This is a genomic window from Micromonospora sp. RHAY321 (genome assembly GCF_023896955.1).
In the GTDB taxonomy this organism is placed as follows: domain Bacteria; phylum Actinomycetota; class Actinomycetes; order Mycobacteriales; family Micromonosporaceae; genus Micromonospora.
Window position 1 is genome coordinate 1 of the sequence record NZ_JAMHIW010000016.1, and the last position, 18,127, is coordinate 18,127.

An 18,127-nucleotide genomic window follows, 5' to 3' on the forward strand; every position below is an offset into this window, starting at 1 on the left:
CCGCCGCCACGTGGGTGTGGTCGTTGTGGTCCGGGTAGCCGGGGCCGAGGATCTGCGCGAAGCCGTGGTAGCGGGCCTGCTGGGCCAGCCGGCACAACGACGGGGACCCGACCAGGTCCACCGCGTCGCCGTACAGGTGCCGGCTGTTCGACGCCCCGCCGACCGCGCTGTTGCAGGCGTAGCTGCGGAAGGCGCTGCTGATCGCGATGGGCACGTCCCCGAGGGCGTGTCGCAGAGCCTGGAGCTTCCACATCGAGACGAGCGCGTTGGCCCGCGCGGTGCTCGCCGAGACCGCGCCGCCGGCCCAGGTGCTGTTGCAGTTGTTCAGCTCGGCGTAGCTGAAGTTCGCCGGCGTGCAGTCGTCGTCCTGGAGGGCGTAGATCCGGTTGAAGGTCTGCGGGCCGGCGATGCCGTCCGCGGGCAACCCGTACGCCTGCTGGAAGCGGATCACCGCGGAGCGGGTGCCGGGACCGTACGCGCCGTCGAGGGCGAGCACGGCGCCGTAGCCGGGGTAGCCGGCCACCCGGATCTGGAGTTGCCGGACGTCGTCGCCGGACATCCCCTGGGACAGGGTGCGACCCCAGGTGTAGCAGCCGTCGGCGTGTGCCGCGCTGGCGGTGACGGTGATGCCGGTCACGGTGGTGGCGGCGGCCAGGGCGAGCGTCGCCAGGATTCTGCCGAGCCGTCGGATCATGGAGCCCTCCATCGCTATATGGAAGTACGTGGATGCATGGAATCTTCAGGCGTGAGTCTTGGTTCGTCAACAACTTTCAGCTTCAGAGTTCCCGAACGGCGCGTGTCGCGACCCGACGGGGGGTCCGTAGGATCGGGTCGTGACAGGGGCGGAACGGCACACGGACAGCGGCATGGCCGACGGCCTGGAGCGGCTCTGGACGCCGCACCGGATGACGTACATCTCCGGCGAGGACCGCCCCGCCGAGGGCTACGAGAAGCCCACCGGCTGCCCGTTCTGCCGGGCACCCGGGCTGCCGCCGGAGGAGAGCCTCGTCGTGGCCCGCGGTGAGCACGTCTTCGCGGTGCTCAACCTCTACCCGTACAACCCGGGGCACCTGCTGGTCTGCCCGTACCGGCACGTCGCCGACTACACCGACCTCGACGTGGCGGAGACCATCGAGCTGGCGTCGTACACCCAGACCGCGATGCGGGTGATCCGCAAGGTGAGCAACGCGCACGGCTTCAACCTGGGCATGAACCAGGGTGGGGTGGCCGGCGCCGGCATCGCCGCGCACCTGCACCAGCACGTCGTGCCCCGCTGGGGCGGCGACGCCAACTTCATGCCGGTGATCGGCCGCACGAAGGTCCTGCCGCAGCTGCTCGGCGACACCCGCGACCTGCTCGCCCGCGCCTGGCCGTCCTGACGGTCGCGGCGGGCTAGCCGGCGCGCAGCAGAGCGGTCAGCTCCGGCCAGCCTTCCACCCGGTGCACGCCGGGCAGCAGCGCGGCGTGCGCGGCGACCTCCGCCGGGCGGGGCCGGAACAGGTAGCGGTGCGGCACCGAGTCGAGGTAGCCGAGCACCTCCAGCTTGTCGTCCACGAAGTGGGTCAGCCCGAGTCGCCGGGCGATCGGCGCCTTGGCCGGCCGGGTCCGGCAGAAGTGCACCCGCTCGACGGGGATGCCGGTGCGGGCCGGGAAGTCGTGGTGGGCCAGCCACTCCCGGGTCCGCCGCTCGGTGGCCTCGCCGCACTTCGAGACCAGGTGCACCTCGTCGAACGCCGGGCCGAGCGCCGCGAGCGCGTCGAACGCACCCTCGACGCCGGGGGTGCGCAGGTAGTGCTCGCCGAAGAAGGACGTGTCGGCGTCCTCGTCGGCCGGCTCGATGATCACGCCGCCGATGTCCACACCCAACCGCCGCATGGCGGCGATCATGCCGCACCGCGGGAGCAGCCGCGCTCTGGCGTCCCAGGCTCGGGAACCGCTACGCCCCGCCCGGGCGGAGGTGGCACGATCGTTCGATGGCAGTCACGACACGGACGTTGGGGCGCAGCGGCATCGAGGTCAGCGCCCTCGGCATGGGGTGCTGGGCGATCGGTGGCCCCTGGGCGGAGGGCAGCCAGCCGCTGGGCTGGGGCGCGGTCGACGACGACGAGTCGGCGCGGGCCGTGCGCCGGGCGCTCGACCTGGGCGTCACCCTCTTCGACACCGCCGACACCTACGGCGCCGGGCACGGCGAGCGGGTGCTCGGCCGGGCGCTCGCCGGCCGCCGCGACGAGGCCGTGATCGCCACGAAGTGGGGCTACACCTTCGACGAGGCGAGCCGGCAGGCGACCGGGGAGGACGCGTCACCGGCGTACCTGCGGCGGGCGGTGACCGACTCGCTGCGCCGGCTGGACACCGACCGGATCGACCTCTACCAGCTGCACCTGGCCGACCTGCCGGTGCCCCGGGCCGAGGCGCTGATCGGCACCTGCGAGGAGCTGGTGACCGAGGGCCTGATCCGGGCGTACGGGTGGAGCACCGACCGCCCCGACCGGGCCGCCGCGTTCGGGCACGCCGCCGCGGGTGCCACCGCCGTGCAGCACACCCTGTCGGTGCTACGCGACGCCCCCGAGCTGCTCGCCGTGTGCGACAAGTACGACCTGGCCAGCGTCAACCGGGGGCCGCTGGGGATGGGGCTGCTCACCGGGAAGTACTCGGCCGGTTCGACGCTGCCCCGCGACGACGTACGAGGGCTGACCCCGGGCTGGCTGGAGTGGTTCCGCGGCGGCCGGCCGGCACCGGAGTGGCTGCGCCGCGTCGGTGCGGTCCGTGCCGCTCTCACCGCCGACGGGCGCAGCCTGGCGCAGGGAGCGTTGGGCTGGATCTGGGCCCGCAGCGGGCGCACCATCCCGATTCCGGGCTGCCGTACGGTCGCCCAGGTCGAGGAGAACGCCGCCGCGCTGCACCGGGGGCCGCTGCCGCCGGACCAGTTCGCCGAGGTGGAACGCCAGCTCGCCGCCCTGCGTACCGCCGCCCTGCGCGACGCCGACCGCCCGCACTGGCCCCGTCCCACCCACCCCACCACGCACCCCTGACCGCGCGGCCGTCACCACCTCTGGCCGCGCGGCCCTGCGGGCGCGGGTGCGCGGGTCAGGGGGTGTGTTCCTTGCGAGCCTGGTCGGCCAGGTGGGCGGGCATCGGATCGTGGCGGACGAAGTGCCGGCGGAAGGTGCCGGTGCCGGCGGTCATCGAGCGCAGCTCGACGGCGTAGCGCAGCAGCTCGCTGGCCGGCACCTCGGCGCGGACCAGGGTGCGGCCCTCGGCGTCCTGGTCCGGTTCGGTGCCGAGCACCCGGCCGCGCCGGCCGGACAGGTCGCCCATCACGGCGCCCACCGAGCCGTCGGGCACCCGGATGGTCACCTCGTCGATCGGCTCCAGCAGCGCTGGCTGGCCGCGCTCGGCGGCGTCGCGCAGCGCCAGGGCCCCGGCGGTCTGGAAGGCCGCGTCGGAGGAGTCGACGCTGTGTGCCTTCCCGTCGACCAGGGTCACCCGCAGGTCCACCACCGGGTGGCCGGCGACGAGGCCGCGCTCCAGTTGGGCGCGGACACCCTTCTCCACCGACGGGATGTAGTTGTGCGGCACGGCGCCGCCGACCACCCGGTCGACGAACTCGAAGCCGGCGCCCCGGGGCAGCGGCTCCACCTCGATGTCGCAGACCGCGTACTGGCCGTGGCCGCCGGACTGCTTGACGTGCCGGCCGTGCCCCTTCGCCGGCACGGTCAGCGTCTCGCGCAGGGACACCTTGACCGGCTCGGTGTCCAGCTCGACGCCGCCGGCGCGCAGCCGGTCCAGCACCACGTCGGCGTGGGCCTCACCCATGCACCAGAGCACCAGTTGGTGGGTCTCCGGGTTGCGCTCCAGCCGCAGCGTCGGGTCGCCGGCGACCAGCCGGGCCAGGTTGCGGGCCAGCGCGTCCTCGTCGGCGCGGCTCCGGGCGACGATCGCCACCGGCAGCAGCGGCTCCGGCATCTCCCACGGCGCGATCAGCAGCGGGTTGTCCTTGGCCGAGATGGTGTCGCCGGTCTCGGCGCTGCCCGACTTGGTGATCGCGCAGATGTCGCCGGCCACGCAGAGCGCGACCTCGCGCAGGGTCGCGCCCAGCGGGGTGTAGATGTGCCCGACCCGCTCGTCGGCGTCGTGGTCGGGGTGCCCGCGCTCGGCCATGCCGTGCCCGGAGACGTGCACCGTCTGGTCGGGGCGCAGCGTGCCGGAGAAGACCCGGACCAGCGAGACCCGCCCGACGTGCCGGTCGATGGTGGTCTTGACCACCTCGGCGACCAGCGGCCCGCCCGGATCGCAGGTCAGCGGCGGGCGTGGTGAGCCGTCCACGCCGGTCACCGCCGGAAGCTCGTGCTCCAGCGGCGACGGGAACGCGGCGGTCAGCACCTCCAGCAGCGCGTCCAGCCCGACGCCGGTCTCCGCGCAGACCGGCACCACCGGGTAGAAGTGGCCCCGGGCGACGGCCTTCTCCAGGTCCTCGATGAGCACCTGCGTGCCGATCTCCTCGCCGTCGAGGTACCGGTCCATGAGCGTCTCGTCCTCGCTCTCGGCGATGATCCCCTCGATCAGCTCGTTGCGGGACTCGTCGATGGCCGGCTGGTGCTCCGGGTCCGGCTCGCGTACGTCGGCGGGAAGCCCGGCCGTGTAGTCGAAGACCCGGCGGGTGATGAGGCCGAGCAGGCCGACGGTGGAGACGCCGTCGTCGCCGAGCATCGGCAGGTACAGCGGCATCACGTTGTCGCCGAAGACCCGCTGGCAGAGCGCCACCGCGTTGTCGACGTCGGCGCGCGGGTGGTCCAGTCGCGTCACCGCGACGGCCCGGGGCATGTCGACCGCCGCGCACTCCTCCCACAGCGCCGCGGTGGCCGCGTCCATCCCGTCGACGGCGCTGACGACGAAGAGCGCGGCGTCGGCGGCCCGCAGCCCGGCGCGCAGCTCACCGACGAAGTCGGCGTAGCCGGGGGTGTCCAGCAGGTTGACCTTGATGCCGTCGTGCAGGAGGGGTGCGCAGGACAGGCTCACCGAGCGCTGCTGGCGTACGGCCGCCGGGTCGTGGTCGCCGACGGTCGTGCCGTCCACGACGTTGCCGGCCCGGCTGATCGTGCCGGTCGCCGCGAGCAACGCCTCGACCAGTGTTGTCTTGCCCGCTCCGGAGTGGCCGACGAGCACCACGTTGCGAGCCGTGCCGGGTTCGGTCACCACCGGCGCGCCGCCGGTGGGACCCTTCTCCTGACTCTTCTGCGCCATGAGGCGCACCTCCCTCAGCCGGTGGTTGGTGGCGACCGCCGCGCGACGGGAAGCGGCCCGGGGCGAGTGCGCGGCGATATCCTCCGGTGGTCTGCTGCACAGCGGGAACGGGACGGCCGGGCGGGTGAGCTGGCTCACCTCCCGGCTCGATCTCACACCCGTTGTCGGGTAGGCACAAGCCTCCTCCGGGCGGGTCGACGGGACCGGCCGTATCGCCGGAGCTGGGCGGACCGTTATCGTGGGGACCGCCATGGCGAAGATCTTCCAAGTGTCGGCCCGCGCGGGGATGACCCGCGTCGTCGAGCCGATCGCACGCGCACTGCTCCGCGCAGGCGTCACCCCCAATGCCGTCACCGTTGCGGGCACCGTCGGTGTGCTCGTCGGCGCGCTCGGCTTCGGTGCCCGCGGCCATCTGGTCGCCGGCGCGATCATCGTGACCGTTTTCGCGCTCACCGACCTGCTCGACGGGACGATGGCCCGGATGAGCGGCGGCTCCACCCGGTTCGGTGCCTTCCTGGATTCGAGCATGGACCGGGTCGCCGACAGCGCCGTCTTCGGCGCGGTCGCGTACTGGCTGGCAACCCGGAACGACCATTCCGGGGTGGCCGCCGCGCTGCTCTGTCTGGCCGCCGGCGGGTTGGTCTCCTACGTCAAGGCCCGCGCCGAGGGGCTGGGCATGACCTGCAACGTGGGCATCGCCGAGCGCACCGAGCGGCTGCTGATCGTCGGGGTCGGCGGGATCCTCACCGGCGTCGGCGTCGACCCGGCGCTGGAGATCGCGCTCTGGCTGCTCGCCGCCGTGTCGATCTTCACGGTCGGTCAGCGGATGGCGCACGTCTACCGCCAGGCCCAGCAGCTCCAGCCGGACGGCCACGCGTGAGTGGAGCGACCCGTCGGACACCGGCGCGTGGCGCCTCGCGCGTGGCGCGGCGGAGTGCCGGCGTGAGCGCGGGCCGGTCCCGGACGACCGGCGGCCGGGCCGCGTGAACCTCACCGAGCTGGGCTACCTCGCTGGCTGGCGGGTGATCCGTGCGCTGCCCCGGCCGCTGGTGGCCGCGGCGTTCCAGGCGGGCGCGGACCGCGCCCACCGCCGCTCCGGCGGGGGTACGGCTCGACTGCGCGCCAACCTGCGCCGGGTGGTCGGCCCGGAGCTGCCCGAGGCGGAGCTGGACGAGCTGGTCAAGCGCGGGCTGCGCTCGTACGCCCGCTACTGGATGGAGGCGTTCCGGCTTCCCGCGTTGAGTCGGGCGCAGATCCTGGCCGGGTTCCGGCTCGACGGCGCCGAGCTGCTCGCCGCCGACGTGGCCGCCGGCCGGGGCGCGGTGGTGGCGCTGCCGCACGCCGGCAACTGGGACGCGGCGGGCGCGTGGGTGGCGGCCACCGGCTGGCCGATCACCACGGTCATGGAGCGGCTCAAGCCGGAGGGCGTCTACGAGCGGTTCTTCGCCTTCCGGGAGAGTCTGGGCATGGAGATCCTGCCCACCCAGGGCGGGTCACGGCCGGCGTTCGACGTGCTGCTGGACCGGGTGCGTGCCGGTGCGGTGGTGCCGCTGCTGGCCGACCGTGACCTCTCCGCCCGAGGGGTGGAGGTGGATTTCTTCGGTGGGAAGACCCGGATGCCCGCCGGGCCGGCGCTGCTCGCTCTGCACACCGGCGCGCCGCTCTACGTGGCCTCGATGTGGTACGAACCGGACGCCGCGTGCGCGTCGCTCGCCGGCCCGCTGCCGGTGCCGGGGCCCGAGGTGGGGCCTCTGGACCAGCGGGTCCGGTCGCTGACCCAGCTGATCGCCGACCGTCTGGCGGCGGGTATCGCCCGGCATCCGGAAGACTGGCACATGTTGCAGCGGATGTGGCTGGACCAGCGGGGGGCGCAGGGCGGCACCGCGCTGCCCTCGCCGGCCGCCGGTCAGGCCTGAGGGGGTGGGGGCATGGTGAGGTGGAGCCCCACAGTCGCGAGCGAGGGACGCTGACGTATGCGGATCGGCATCGTCTGCCCGTACTCCTTCGACGTCCCCGGCGGGGTGCAGAACCACGTGATGGACCTCGCCGAGGCGCTGATCACGCTCGGCCACCAGGTCAGCGTGCTCGCCCCGGCCGACGAGGATTCCCCGCTGCCGGAGTACGTGGTGTCCGCCGGTCGGGCCGTGCCGCTGCCGTACAACGGCTCGGTCGCCCGGATCGCGTTCGGTCCGGTCTCGACGGCCCGCGTCCGGCGCTGGATCACCAACGGCGACTTCGACGTGCTGCACGTGCACGAGCCGCTCACCCTGAGCCTGTCGCTACTGGCCGTGCTCTCCGCGCGTGGCCCGGTGGTGGCCACCTTCCACACCGCGATGACCCGTTCGCGGGTGCTGGCCGCCGCGCAGGGTGTGCTCCAGATCGTGCTGGAGCGGATCACCGCCCGGATCGCGGTCAGCGCGCTGGCCCGCAAGGTGCAGGTCGAGCACATGGACGGCGGGGCGGTGGAGATCCCCAACGGGGTGGCGGTGGCGAAGTTCGCCGACGCCGAGCCGTTGCCCGGCTGGCCGGGGGAGTGCACCCCGGGCACCGGCGGCACGCTCGGTTTCCTGGGCCGGTTCACCGAGGCCCGCAAGGGCTTCCCGGTGCTGCGCGACGCCTTCGTGGAGCTGGCCGCCACCCGCCCCGAGCTGCGGCTGCTCGTCGCCGGTCCGGGCGACCCCGACGACCTGTACGACCGGTTCCCGGCCGCGCTGCGCGACCGGGTGACGTTCCTCGGTCTGGTGTCCGAGCCGGACAAGGCGCGGATGCTGCGCAGCGTGCACCTCTACGTGGCACCGAACACCGGCGGCGAGTCGTTCGGCATGATCCTCACCGAGGCTCTGGCCGCCGGCACCACGGTGGTCGCCAGCGACCTGGACGCGTTCCGGCGGGTCCTCGACGGCGGGCGGGCCGGGCGGCTCTTTCCCACCGGCGACCCGGCCGGGCTGCGCGACGCGCTGGCCGAGCTGCTGGACGACCCGGCCGGCCGGGCCGCGCTGAGCGCCTGCGGCGATCAGGTGGTGGCGAATTTCGACTGGCCGGTGGTTGCCCGCCGTGTTCTGGAGGTATACGCAGCGGCGATCGAGGCAACCGACGGGCGGGTCATCGACCAGGAATGGGTGGGGCTGGGCTGAGCCGGTGTGACACATGGTGCGGGCGGTGACCGGTTGACCGGCGCGGCGGTGCCCGGACGAGGAGAAACGGAGCAGCACTACGATGCCGCACATGTGGTGGGTGGTGGCCGCGAGCGTGGTCGTGGGGCTGGTCGCGGCGTACCTCATCTGGACGGCCGGTCGGGTGGAGCGGCTGCAGGGCCGCGCGGAGCTGGCGGCCCGTGCCCTCGACGCCCACCTGCTGCGCCGGGCGGCGGCCGCGGCCGTGCTGGCCGAGCGGCGCTTCGGCGTCGAGCTGTACGCGGCGGCCCGGATCGCCCTGGACGCCCGCCCGGACGAGCGGGAGGCGGCGGAGAACGACCTGACCCGGCAGCTGCGCGGGGTGCAGCTCGACCCGGCCGATCCGGACTGCGCGGCGGTCATCGCCGCCAGCCGGCGGCTCGCCCTGTCCCGGCAGGTGCACACCGACCTGGTCCGTGACGCCCGGTCGGCGCGCAGCCGGCCGCTGGTGCGCCTGTTGCGGATGGGGCGGGGCCGGGAGTGGCCGCGCTACTTCGACATCGACGACCCGACCCTCACGGTGCCGGCGGACGTGCCCGCGAACTGATCGGGAACCCCTCGGCCTGCCGGTGACGGGTGCCACTGTGCAGGCCACCGGGGGTCTGATTGGCTGTCGGTACGGCGTTGACCTCCGCGTAGCATTTTCGCTGCCACCCCCAGAGCACGTCCCGAGGAGCGCCGACCCGTGTCCGAAACCACCGCCCCGAACACCGGCACCACCCCCGTCGTCGGCACCGCCCGCGTCAAGCGGGGCATGGCCGAGATGCTCAAGGGTGGCGTGATCATGGATGTGGTCAACGCCGAGCAGGCCAAGATCGCTGAGGACGCCGGCGCCGTCGCGGTGATGGCCCTGGAGCGGGTGCCCGCCGACATCCGCGCGCAGGGCGGGGTGTCCCGGATGAGCGACCCCGACATGATCGACGGGATCATCGAGGCGGTCTCCATCCCGGTGATGGCCAAGGCCCGCATCGGCCACTTCGTGGAGGCGCAGATCCTCCAGTCCCTCGGCGTGGACTACGTCGACGAGTCCGAGGTGCTCACCCCGGCCGACTACGCCAACCACATCGACAAGTGGGCCTTCACCGTCCCCTTCGTCTGCGGTGCGACCAACCTGGGCGAGGCGCTGCGCCGGATCACCGAGGGCGCGGCCATGATCCGCTCCAAGGGCGAGGCCGGCACCGGTGACGTCTCCAACGCCACGACCCACATGCGGAAGATCCGCCAGGAGATCCGCCGGCTGTCCTCGCTGCCCACCGACGAGCTGTACGTCGCCGCCAAGGAGCTGCAGGCCCCGTACGAGCTGGTCAAGGAGGTCGCCGAGAGTGGCAAGCTGCCGGTGGTGCTGTTCACCGCCGGTGGGATCGCCACCCCGGCCGACGCGGCGATGATGATGCAGCTCGGCGCGGAGGGCGTCTTCGTCGGCTCCGGCATCTTCAAGGCCGGCAACCCGGCTCAGCGGGCCGCCGCGATCGTCAAGGCGACCACCTTCCACGACGACCCGGACGTGCTGGCGAAGGTCTCCCGTGGCCTCGGCGAGGCGATGGTCGGCATCAACGTCGACGAGATCCCGCAGCCGCACCGCCTGGCCGAGCGCGGCTGGTGAGCGCGGGCAGTGAGCCGCTCCTGCGAGCCCCGCGGTCACGAGCGAAGGAAGCAGTGGTGACCATGACCGGGCCCACCATCGGTGTGCTCGCGCTGCAGGGGGACGTCCGCGAGCACGTGGCGGCGCTGGCCGCGGCGGGCGCGGACGCCCGCCCGGTCCGCCGTCCGGCGGAGCTGGACGCGGTCGACGGGCTGGTCATCCCCGGGGGCGAGTCCACCACCATCAGCAAGCTGGCCGACATCTTCGAGATGCGGGAGCCGATCGACAAGCGGATCGCCGGCGGCATGCCGGTCTACGGATCCTGCGCCGGCATGATCATGTTGGCCACGGAGGTGCTCGACGGCCGACCGGACCAGCGCGGCTTCGCCGGCATCGACATGACCGTCCGGCGCAACGCGTTCGGCCGGCAGGTCGACTCGTTCGAGGCGCCAGTGGAGATCACCGGGGTTCCGGGTGAGCCGTTCCACGCCGTGTTCATCCGCGCGCCGTGGGTCGAGCGGGTCGGTGACGGCGTCGAGGTGATCGGTACGGTGACCGGTGGCCCGGCCGCCGACCGGATCGTGGCGGTCCGGCAGGGCAACCTCCTGGCCACCTCGTTCCACCCGGAGCTGACCGGTGACCTGCGCGTGCACGCGTACTTCGTGGAGCTGGTGCGGGCCGCCTGAGCGCGGACGCCGGCCACCCCGGCACCCGGGCGGGCATGTTTCCCCGCCTCCGGTCGTTGTCCTCTGGGTGGTCCGGGTGCCCTGACGGCACCCCGAGCGGGTCCCGGGTGTGACATGCCCGGGTGTGACCTCGGTAAGATTGCCGCGGTTCGGCAGGGCCGTCGCCCGGCGCGGCATTTCCCGCGGAGCCGACCGGCCGCCGGATCACCGGATGCGGCGCGTGATCGGTGCGGCAGTCGACGCAGGCGTGGAATGACAGACGGAGGTAGAAGATGTCCGGCCACTCAAAGTGGGCGACGACCAAGCACAAGAAGGCCGTCATCGACGCCAAGCGCGGCAAGATGTTCGCCAAGCTGATCAAGAACGTCGAGGTGGCCGCGCGGACCGGCGGTGGCGACCCCTCCGGCAACCCGACGCTCTACGACGCCATCCAGAAGGCGAAGAAGAGCTCGGTGCCGAACGACAACATCGACCGCGCGGTCAAGCGGGGCTCCGGCCTGGAGGCCGGCGGCGCCGACTGGCAGACCATCATGTACGAGGGCTACGGCCCGAACGGCGTGGCGATGCTGATCGAGTGCCTCACGGACAACCGCAACCGGGCGGCGACCGAGGTGCGCACCGCGCTGACCCGCAACGGCGGCTCGCTCGCCGACGCCGGCTCCGTGTCGTACATGTTCTCCCGCAAGGGCGTGGTGATCGTCCCCAAGGAGGGCACCAGCGAGGACGACGTCATGATGGCCGTCCTCGACGCCGGCGCCGAGGAGGTCAACGACCTCGGTGAGGCGTACGAGGTGGTCTCCGAGCCGACCGATCTGGTCGCCGTCCGCACGGCGCTGCAGGACGCCGGCATCGAGTACGAGTCGGCCGAGTCGTCCCTCATCCCCAGCATGAACATTCCGCTGGACGAGGAGGGCGCGCGCAAGATCTTCAAGCTGATCGACGTCCTGGAGGACTGCGACGACGTGCAGAACGTCTACGCGAACTTCGACGTCAGCGACGACGTGATGGCCGCGGTGGACGCCTGACCGTGGCGATGCCTGACCGGTTCGCGCCGGGCGACGTGGTCGTCCGGCGCGAAGTTCTGCTCGGTGAGGTCTGGTTCGGCTGCCCGACGATCTGCGTCGAGGACTCGCCCGACCTGCTGGCCCTCTACCTCCCGCCGGGGGCCGAGTTCGGCTTCCCGGAGGCCGGCGCCTTCCCCTGCGGGCGGCACCCGTGGCAGACCGCCGGGCACCGGGCCTGGAGCGGGCACGGCAAGTTGATGGTGCAGCGTCCTGGCGAGGCGCACTCGGTCGACGTGTTCTGGACGGGTCCGGAGCGTGACTTCGCCGGCTGGTACTTCAACCTCCAGGACCCGCTTCGGCGTACGCCGATCGGGGTGGACACCCTGGACCACGAGCTGGACCTGTGGTGGGGCGCGGACGCCGACCGGTATGTCTGGAAGGACGTGGAGATGTTCGCGCAGCGCCTCGTGGAGGGGCGCTACCCGGGCATGGAGGACGCGATCCGAGGCGAGGGCGACCGGATCGCCGCCCTGCTCGACGCGGGCCAGCGCTGGTGGGACCCGGGGTGGGCGTCCTGGCAACCCGACCCGTCCTGGCCTGTGCCCCGGTTGCCGGCCGGCTGGGACAGGGTGCCGGCCGTCCGCTGAGCCGACGACCGTCAGCCGCCGGGCAGCAGGTCGACCAGGAACTCCTGGTCCGCGCCGCCGGTGCACGGTTCGGCGAGCGCCTCGGCCGACACCTCGGTGTCGTCGTCGCGGAGGCCGACGCACCGGTCGCTGTGGGCCGGCCGGATGCGGTAGGCGGTGGGCGCCGATCCGGTGGGCTCGAAACGGAACAACTGTGGCCACGTGGTCGGGTCGCACTTCTGCCAGGGCCAGGGTTCGAGCAGATCGCGACCCGGATCCTCGGCGCGGATGGTGAGACAGCCCGGTCCGTGCGCGGGGTGGTCCCACTTGATGAAGTACAGACCGTCGGCTGCCGGCTCCACGTAGGTGTCCGGCGGGGTGGCCTCGGCGCAGGGGCGCTGGACGGCCACCTCGCTGTGGTACCGGCCGGTGCGGTCACGCCCCTCGGTGAGGCAGAGCTGAGGGGCGCGGGCGGGGCGGATCTGGCTCCGGCCGCCGCTCGGCGCGGTCGACGGGCTGGCGCCGACAGTCGGCGTGGCCGAAGGGCTGCCGCCCACCGAGGCGTGCTCTGCCGCCGGCCGCCGCTCGTCATCCGGTCGCAGGAACCACACGCCCGCGCCGAGCGCGGCCAGCAGGGCACCGACGACGAGCAGTGCCAGCGGTGCTGGTCGCGCTGACCAGCGCGGGCGGGCCCCGCCCGGCTGCACCGCCGCCGGGGCCACGGCCGGTGCGCTATTGCCGGCTGGTGGGTGGTCCGGCGGGGGCGATGCCCGGGCGTACGGGCCGGCGGCGAGTCGGTCCCGCACCCGCAGCCACTCCTGCACCTGGTCCTCCGCGCCGCAGGCGCGGACGAAGGCGGCCAGCACCTCGGGTCGCGGCAGGGTGGAGCGGCCCAGGACGTCGGCGGCGGTGCTGCGGGCCAGCACGTCACCGGCCGCGGCCGCGCGTTGCTCCAGTTGCCGGTAGGTGAGTCGGGACCGTTCCTTGAGCCGGCGCAGCAGATCGACGAACTCCGCCGGGTCGGTCGCCTCGTCCGGTCGTAGCTCCCCCGTGTCCATCGCCCGATTCTCCAGACACCCGTGGCCGTAGGGCAAACCGTCCCTGATGGACTGTCCGCGATTCTGGTCGACGGCCGAGGTGAAGGGCGTGTCCACCCGGGAGACCGAGACGCGCAGCGAGCGGTTGACGTCGGCGGAGGCGTCGAACCGCAGCCGGTACGCCTGCCCGGCGGTCACGCCGAACTCGAAGTGGCCGACGAGGTCGTCCCAGGTGGGCCTGGTGGCCGGTCCGGCGGTGCGGATGCGCAGCTGTCCGGCGTCGACGGTCGTGCTGGTCGCGGCGAGCCGCTTCCACCAGGGCTCGGTGCTGCCGTTGTCGAACGTGCCGTTGAGTATCAGGTCGGCCGGGGCGGCGGCGGCCGGTGCGGGACGGACGACGGCCGCGAGCGTGCTCGCGAGCACGACGGCCAGCACCACGCTGAGCAGCCGGCGGAGCCGCCGTGGCTCGCCGTGGTGCCGCGGGTCGATCGGTGGGGTCATGGAGAGCCTTTCCGGTCCGGGAGCGGCGACGACCGGGTCGTTGCCGTGAGGATCGGCTCACCGTAGGAATGTTCGCCCTGTTCGCAGCCGCCGAACAGGCGTTCGGGCCGGTGCCGTACGAGCGGTGGACGGCAGCGGGCGGAGCATCGGTCAGCCGATGGTCTCCCGCTCCCGCCACGCGGCGCGCAGGGAGGTCCGGCCGTTGGTCCGCAGCAGCGACCCCTCGTAGATGCGGGCCCCGGCGACCACGAAGGCGCCGGCGCCGACGAGCAGGATGGCCAGCGAGACGATGGGCTCCCAACCGGCCGCGTCCCCGGTGAAGAGCCGCAGTGGCATCGCCGTCGGCGACGAGATGGGCAGGTAGGACAGCACCCGCATGGCGGTGGCGTTGTCGTTGAGGAAGATCACCGCGAAGAACGGCAGCATGACGGCGAGCTGCACCGGCGTGGACACACCGGCGATGTCCTCCTGCCGGTTGACCAGCGCTCCGGCCGCCGCCCACATCGCGGCCAGCAACACGAAGCCGAGCAGGAAGAACGGCACGAACCAGCCGATCGCCGGGGCGAGCAGGGTGAGCAGGTCACCGCTGTCCCCGATCTGCATGCCGACGACGGCGACGACGGCGATCAGCGCGATCTGCCCGAGCGCCAGGATGCCGCCGGCGATCACCTTGCCGGCCAGCAACGCCCGTACCGGGATGGCCGCGACGAGGATCTCCACGATCCGGGTCTGCTTCTCCTCGGTGACGCTCTGGGCGATCTGCAGGCCGAAGGTCTGGGAGGTGATGAAGAAGACGAACGCGAAGACGAACGGCACCAGGAACGCCACCACCGGGTCGACCGCGTCCGGGTCCAGCAGCCGTAGCGGGGGAGCGCTGCTCAGCGCCCGCACCACGTCGTCGGGAGCCTCGTCCATGGCGAGCACCGTCGGACCGGCGACCACCGCGGCGTCCACGTCGCCGTCGCGGACGGCCTGTTCGGCGGCGCGGTCGTCGGGCACCACGTGGACGTCGAGACCGGCGGCCCGCAGCGGGCCGGCGGCGTCCTGGGTCACGGCGACGCTCTCCGGCCCGCCGGACAGCAGCGGCGGGAGGATCGTGCCGGCGGCGGCGATCAGCAGGAAGAAGAGCGTGCCGAACAGGAAGGTCTTGTCGCGCAGCTTGACCCGGATCTCGCGGGCGGCGACCAGCCGGGTGGCCTGGTAGGTGTTCACTGGGTGACCTCTCGGAAGATCTCGGTGAGCGACGGGGTGACCGGGCGGAAGGCGCGTACCGGGCCTCGGGCCAGGGCTGCCCGCAGCACCGCCTGCTCGTCGGCGCCGAGGGCGAGGTCGAAGACCGCGCGGGCGCCGTCGAGGTCCACCAGGGTCACGTCGGGCTGGTCGCGCAGCCAGCCCGCGTCGGTGTCGACCACCAACTCGAAGCGGGGCAGGGTGTACGTCGCGCGCAACTGCTCGCGGCTGCCGGCGGCTCGGATCGTGCCGTCCGCGATGATCACCAGGTCGTCGCACAGCCGCTCGACCACGTCGAGCTGGTGACTGGAGAAGAGCACCGGCGCGCCCGCGGCGGCCCGCTCCCGCAGCACCGTCACGACCGTGTCGACGGCCAGCGGGTCCAGGCCCGAGAACGGCTCGTCGAGCACCAGCACCTCGGGATCGTGCACCAGCGCGGCGGCGATCTGGGCGCGCTGCTGGTTGCCCAGCGACAGCGTCTCCAGGAGGTCGTCGCCGCGCTCGTCGAGGCCGACCCGTTCCAGCAGCGTGTCCGTGCTGCGCCGGGCCGCGCCCGCGTCCAGCCCGTGCAGGCGACCCAGGTAGGTCACCTGTTCCCGGACGGTCATCTTCGGATAGAGGCCGCGTTCCTCCGGCATGTAGCCGAACCGCTGCCGGTCCTCCCGGGTCAGTGGGGCACCCTGCCAGGTGACCGTCCCGGCGTCCGGGGCGAGTACGCCCAGGATGATCCGCATGGTGGTGGTCTTGCCGGCGCCGTTGGCGCCGACGAAGCCGGTCATCCGGCCGGCCGTCACCTCGAAGGACACGTTCTTGAGCACCTGCCGGTCGCCGAAGCTGCGGTCGACACCGTCCAGGCGGAGGGTTCTGGTCACGCACCCACGCTAGATCGAACAGGTCGGTGCGCCGTCCGCCCGCCGGCTGAGCCGGTGGGTCCACCGCGCGACGGATGCCGGTCAGCCGCCGGGGCGGACGACCCCGTTCTCGTACGCGAAGACCACCGCCTGCACCCGGTCGCGCAGGCCGAGCTTGGCCAGCACCCGGCTCACGTGCGTCTTCACCGTCGCCTCGCCCAGGTGCATGGTCGCGGCGATCTCCACGTTGCTCGATCCGGCGGCGAGCAGCATCAGCACCTCCCGCTCGCGGGGGGTCAGCTCGCGCAGTGCGGCCTCGGCGTCCGGCCCCCGGTGGGCGGTGCCCGTCGGATCGCCGGGACGGGCGAAGGTGGAGATCACCCGACGGGTGATCTCCGGGGCGAGCAGGCCGTCGCCCCTGGCCAGCACCCTGATCGCTTCGACCAGTTCCTCCGGTGTCCCGTTCTTGAGCAGGAAGCCGCTGGCACCGGCCCGCAGCGCGGCGAACAGGTAGTCGTCGCGGTCGAAGGTGGTGAGGATCAGCACGGCCGGCGCGCCGGGCCCGTCCCCGGTGATCCTCCGGGTTGCCTCCAGCCCGTCCATCCCGGGCATCTCCACGTCCATCAGCACCACGTCCGGTCGGGTGGCCCGGGTCATGGTGACGGCACGCTCGCCGTCCGACGCCTCGCCCACCACCTCGAGGTCGTCCTCCACCTCGAGGATGACCCGGAAGCCGGTGCGGACCAGGTGCTGGTCGTCGGCGAGCAGCACACGGATCCGCTCGTCCGCGCCCGGAAGCCGGGGGTCGCCCGGCGGGGTGGTCACGCCGACCACCCCGTGCCGGCCGGTACGGCCTCGCCCGACGTCGACGCCTCGGCGGGCAGGGGCAGCCGGGCGCGCACCCGCCAGCCCCCGCCGGGGCGCGGGCCGGTTTCCAGGACGCCGTCCTGGGCGGCGACCCGCTCCCGCATGCCGATGAGGCCGAGCCCACCGGTGTGCGGCCGAACGCCGGCCCGCCCGTCGTCGCTCACGTCCAGCTCCACGTCGCGCGCCAGGTAGCGGATCCGTACGTCCAGCAGGCCGGCCTCGGCGTGCTTCAGCGTGTTGGTCACCGCCTCCTGCACCACCCGGTACGCCGTCTGGGAGACCGATGCCGGCAGCGGGACCGGGTCGCCGTACACACCGATGGTGGCGGTGAGGCCGGCGGCGCGGGCACGCTCGACCAGCTCGTCGATCCGGTCGACCGTCCCGGTCGACGGGGGTGGAGCCACCGGGTTGCCGTCGGAGGCGCGCAGCACGCCCAACATCCGGCGCAGCTCGTCGACGGCGGTGCGGGCGCTCTGCTCGATGGCGCTCAGCGCCGCCCGGGCCTTGCCCGGGTCGCGGTCCCACACCCGCCGGCAGGCGGAGGCCTGCACCCCCATCACCGACACGTGGTGGGCGACCACGTCGTGCAGCTCCCGGGCGATGCGCACCCGTTCGCCGAGCACCGCCCGCTCGTGGGCCTCGGCCTGCGACCGGCGCAACTCCTCGGCCTGGGCGCGCAGCTCGTGCTCGCGCCGCGCGGCGACCCAGGAGGTCTCCCCGAAGAAGTACGCGAAGCCGAAGGTCAGCAAGTTGATAAGCACACCGGTGACCATCGCGGCGAGCACGGGGGGCACCGGCCCGGCGGCGTCGGCGAAGGCATCGTCCGGGATCTGGCCGATGCTCACCGCGTAGTAGATGCCCAGCCAGGCGAACATGGCGGCGATCACGCCGACGCGGAGCCGGCGGGCCAGCCGGCGGTCCTGCCCCCAGGCGCCGACGGTGTAGATGGCGCTGAACAGCGCCCACGCGGAGAGCTGGGTCTCCGGGGCCGACCGTGCCTGCGCGGCGATGAACGCCACCGAGACGACCAGCAGCGTGGCGGCCGGCCAGCGCCGCCGCCAGATCAGCGGCAGGGTCACCGCGACGGTCCAGAACAGCTGCTCCGGCCCGGACGGCGGCGGGCCCAGCATGAACGACCCGGTGCTGTGGGCCAGGGTGAGGCTGACCAGCGCCAGCAGGGTCACCACCAGCGCGGCCCAGAGATCGATCCGGCGCTGCTCCGGTGTCGGACCCGGGCGGCGCCATTCGTCACGAGGTGCCACGGTCATCCGGGAACGATGCCACGCCGGCCACGCCAACCGCCACGGCCGCTCGCCGGCCCGTACG

Annotated in this window: 18 protein-coding genes; 10 read left to right on the forward strand and 8 right to left on the reverse strand. The window is 73.2% G+C overall.

Annotation, left to right across the window (positions count from 1 at the left end; genetic code table 11):
- Positions 1-694 (reverse strand): D-Ala-D-Ala carboxypeptidase family metallohydrolase (locus tag M8C17_RS25530; protein ID WP_252419098.1); only part of this gene is annotated, 694 nt, incomplete at its 3' end.
- Between the two features lie 172 nt (positions 695-866).
- Between M8C17_RS25530 and M8C17_RS25535 the strand changes: the two genes are divergently transcribed.
- Positions 867-1,379 (forward strand): HIT domain-containing protein, encoded by a 513-nt coding sequence (locus M8C17_RS25535; protein ID WP_252419219.1) that lies wholly within the window; start codon positions 867-869, stop codon positions 1,377-1,379.
- A gap of 13 nt (positions 1,380-1,392) precedes the next feature.
- On the opposite strand, the gene M8C17_RS25540 is transcribed toward M8C17_RS25535, so the two are convergent.
- Complete coding sequence (locus M8C17_RS25540) at positions 1,393-1,875, reverse strand: hypothetical protein (RefSeq protein ID WP_252419099.1); 483 nt, start codon at positions 1,873-1,875, stop codon at positions 1,393-1,395.
- 98 nt (positions 1,876-1,973) lie between these two features.
- Between M8C17_RS25540 and M8C17_RS25545 the strand changes: the two genes are divergently transcribed.
- Complete coding sequence (locus tag M8C17_RS25545; protein ID WP_252419100.1) at positions 1,974-3,032, forward strand: aldo/keto reductase; 1,059 nt, start codon at positions 1,974-1,976, stop codon at positions 3,030-3,032.
- A 55-nt stretch (positions 3,033-3,087) separates the two neighbouring features.
- Here M8C17_RS25545 and M8C17_RS25550 read toward each other — a convergent pair whose 3' ends face one another.
- The gene (locus tag M8C17_RS25550; RefSeq protein ID WP_252419101.1) at positions 3,088-5,244 is read right to left on the reverse strand and encodes an elongation factor G-like protein EF-G2; all 2,157 of its coding nucleotides are present in this window, start codon (positions 5,242-5,244) and stop codon (positions 3,088-3,090) included.
- 250 nt (positions 5,245-5,494) lie between these two features.
- Here M8C17_RS25550 and pgsA point away from each other — a divergent pair, with 250 nt between their 5' ends.
- The 8 genes from pgsA (at position 5,495) to M8C17_RS25590 (ending at position 12,336) form a co-directional block, all read left to right on the forward strand.
- On the forward strand, positions 5,495-6,124 hold the full coding sequence (gene pgsA / locus M8C17_RS25555; protein WP_252419102.1) for a phosphatidylinositol phosphate synthase: 630 nt from the start codon (positions 5,495-5,497) through the stop codon (positions 6,122-6,124).
- 103 nt (positions 6,125-6,227) lie between these two features.
- A complete protein-coding gene (locus tag M8C17_RS25560) occupies positions 6,228-7,160 on the forward strand; it encodes a phosphatidylinositol mannoside acyltransferase (protein WP_252419103.1) in 933 nt (310 codons plus the stop codon).
- Between the two features lie 57 nt (positions 7,161-7,217).
- A complete protein-coding gene (locus tag M8C17_RS25565) occupies positions 7,218-8,378 on the forward strand; it encodes a glycosyltransferase family 4 protein (protein WP_252419104.1) in 1,161 nt (386 codons plus the stop codon).
- 82 nt (positions 8,379-8,460) lie between these two features.
- On the forward strand, positions 8,461-8,964 hold the full coding sequence (locus M8C17_RS25570; RefSeq protein ID WP_252419105.1) for a hypothetical protein: 504 nt from the start codon (positions 8,461-8,463) through the stop codon (positions 8,962-8,964).
- 138 nt (positions 8,965-9,102) lie between these two features.
- On the forward strand, positions 9,103-10,020 hold the full coding sequence (gene pdxS / locus M8C17_RS25575; RefSeq protein ID WP_308209590.1) for a pyridoxal 5'-phosphate synthase lyase subunit PdxS: 918 nt from the start codon (positions 9,103-9,105) through the stop codon (positions 10,018-10,020).
- Positions 10,021-10,082: 62 nt separating this feature from the next.
- The gene (pdxT, locus tag M8C17_RS25580) at positions 10,083-10,685 is read left to right on the forward strand and encodes a pyridoxal 5'-phosphate synthase glutaminase subunit PdxT (RefSeq protein ID WP_252419220.1); all 603 of its coding nucleotides are present in this window, start codon (positions 10,083-10,085) and stop codon (positions 10,683-10,685) included.
- Positions 10,686-10,957: 272 nt separating this feature from the next.
- Positions 10,958-11,710, forward strand: a complete 753-nt coding sequence (locus M8C17_RS25585; RefSeq protein ID WP_252419106.1) for a YebC/PmpR family DNA-binding transcriptional regulator — start codon at positions 10,958-10,960, stop codon at positions 11,708-11,710.
- An 8-nt stretch (positions 11,711-11,718) separates the two neighbouring features.
- On the forward strand, positions 11,719-12,336 hold the full coding sequence (locus tag M8C17_RS25590; protein WP_252419221.1) for a DUF402 domain-containing protein: 618 nt from the start codon (positions 11,719-11,721) through the stop codon (positions 12,334-12,336).
- Between the two features lie 11 nt (positions 12,337-12,347).
- Here the strand turns inward: M8C17_RS25590 and M8C17_RS25595 are convergent, their stop codons facing one another.
- The 5 genes from M8C17_RS25595 to M8C17_RS25615 all read right to left on the reverse strand — a co-directional run bounded on the left by M8C17_RS25595 (position 12,348) and on the right by M8C17_RS25615 (position 18,069).
- The gene (locus M8C17_RS25595; protein ID WP_252419107.1) at positions 12,348-13,853 is read right to left on the reverse strand and encodes a carbohydrate binding domain-containing protein; all 1,506 of its coding nucleotides are present in this window, start codon (positions 13,851-13,853) and stop codon (positions 12,348-12,350) included.
- Between the two features lie 150 nt (positions 13,854-14,003).
- Complete coding sequence (locus tag M8C17_RS25600; RefSeq protein WP_252419108.1) at positions 14,004-15,065, reverse strand: ABC transporter permease; 1,062 nt, start codon at positions 15,063-15,065, stop codon at positions 14,004-14,006.
- Positions 15,062-15,955, reverse strand: coding sequence for an ABC transporter ATP-binding protein (locus tag M8C17_RS25605; protein WP_252419109.1), 894 nt, complete (start codon positions 15,953-15,955; stop codon positions 15,062-15,064). The genes M8C17_RS25600 and M8C17_RS25605 overlap by 4 nt, the downstream gene beginning before the upstream one ends.
- A gap of 81 nt (positions 15,956-16,036) precedes the next feature.
- Positions 16,037-16,759 (reverse strand): response regulator transcription factor, encoded by a 723-nt coding sequence (locus M8C17_RS25610; RefSeq protein ID WP_252419110.1) that lies wholly within the window; start codon positions 16,757-16,759, stop codon positions 16,037-16,039.
- Positions 16,756-18,069 (reverse strand): sensor histidine kinase, encoded by a 1,314-nt coding sequence (locus tag M8C17_RS25615; protein WP_252419111.1) that lies wholly within the window; start codon positions 18,067-18,069, stop codon positions 16,756-16,758. The genes M8C17_RS25610 and M8C17_RS25615 overlap by 4 nt, the downstream gene beginning before the upstream one ends.
- Positions 18,070-18,127 lie beyond the last annotated feature (58 nt).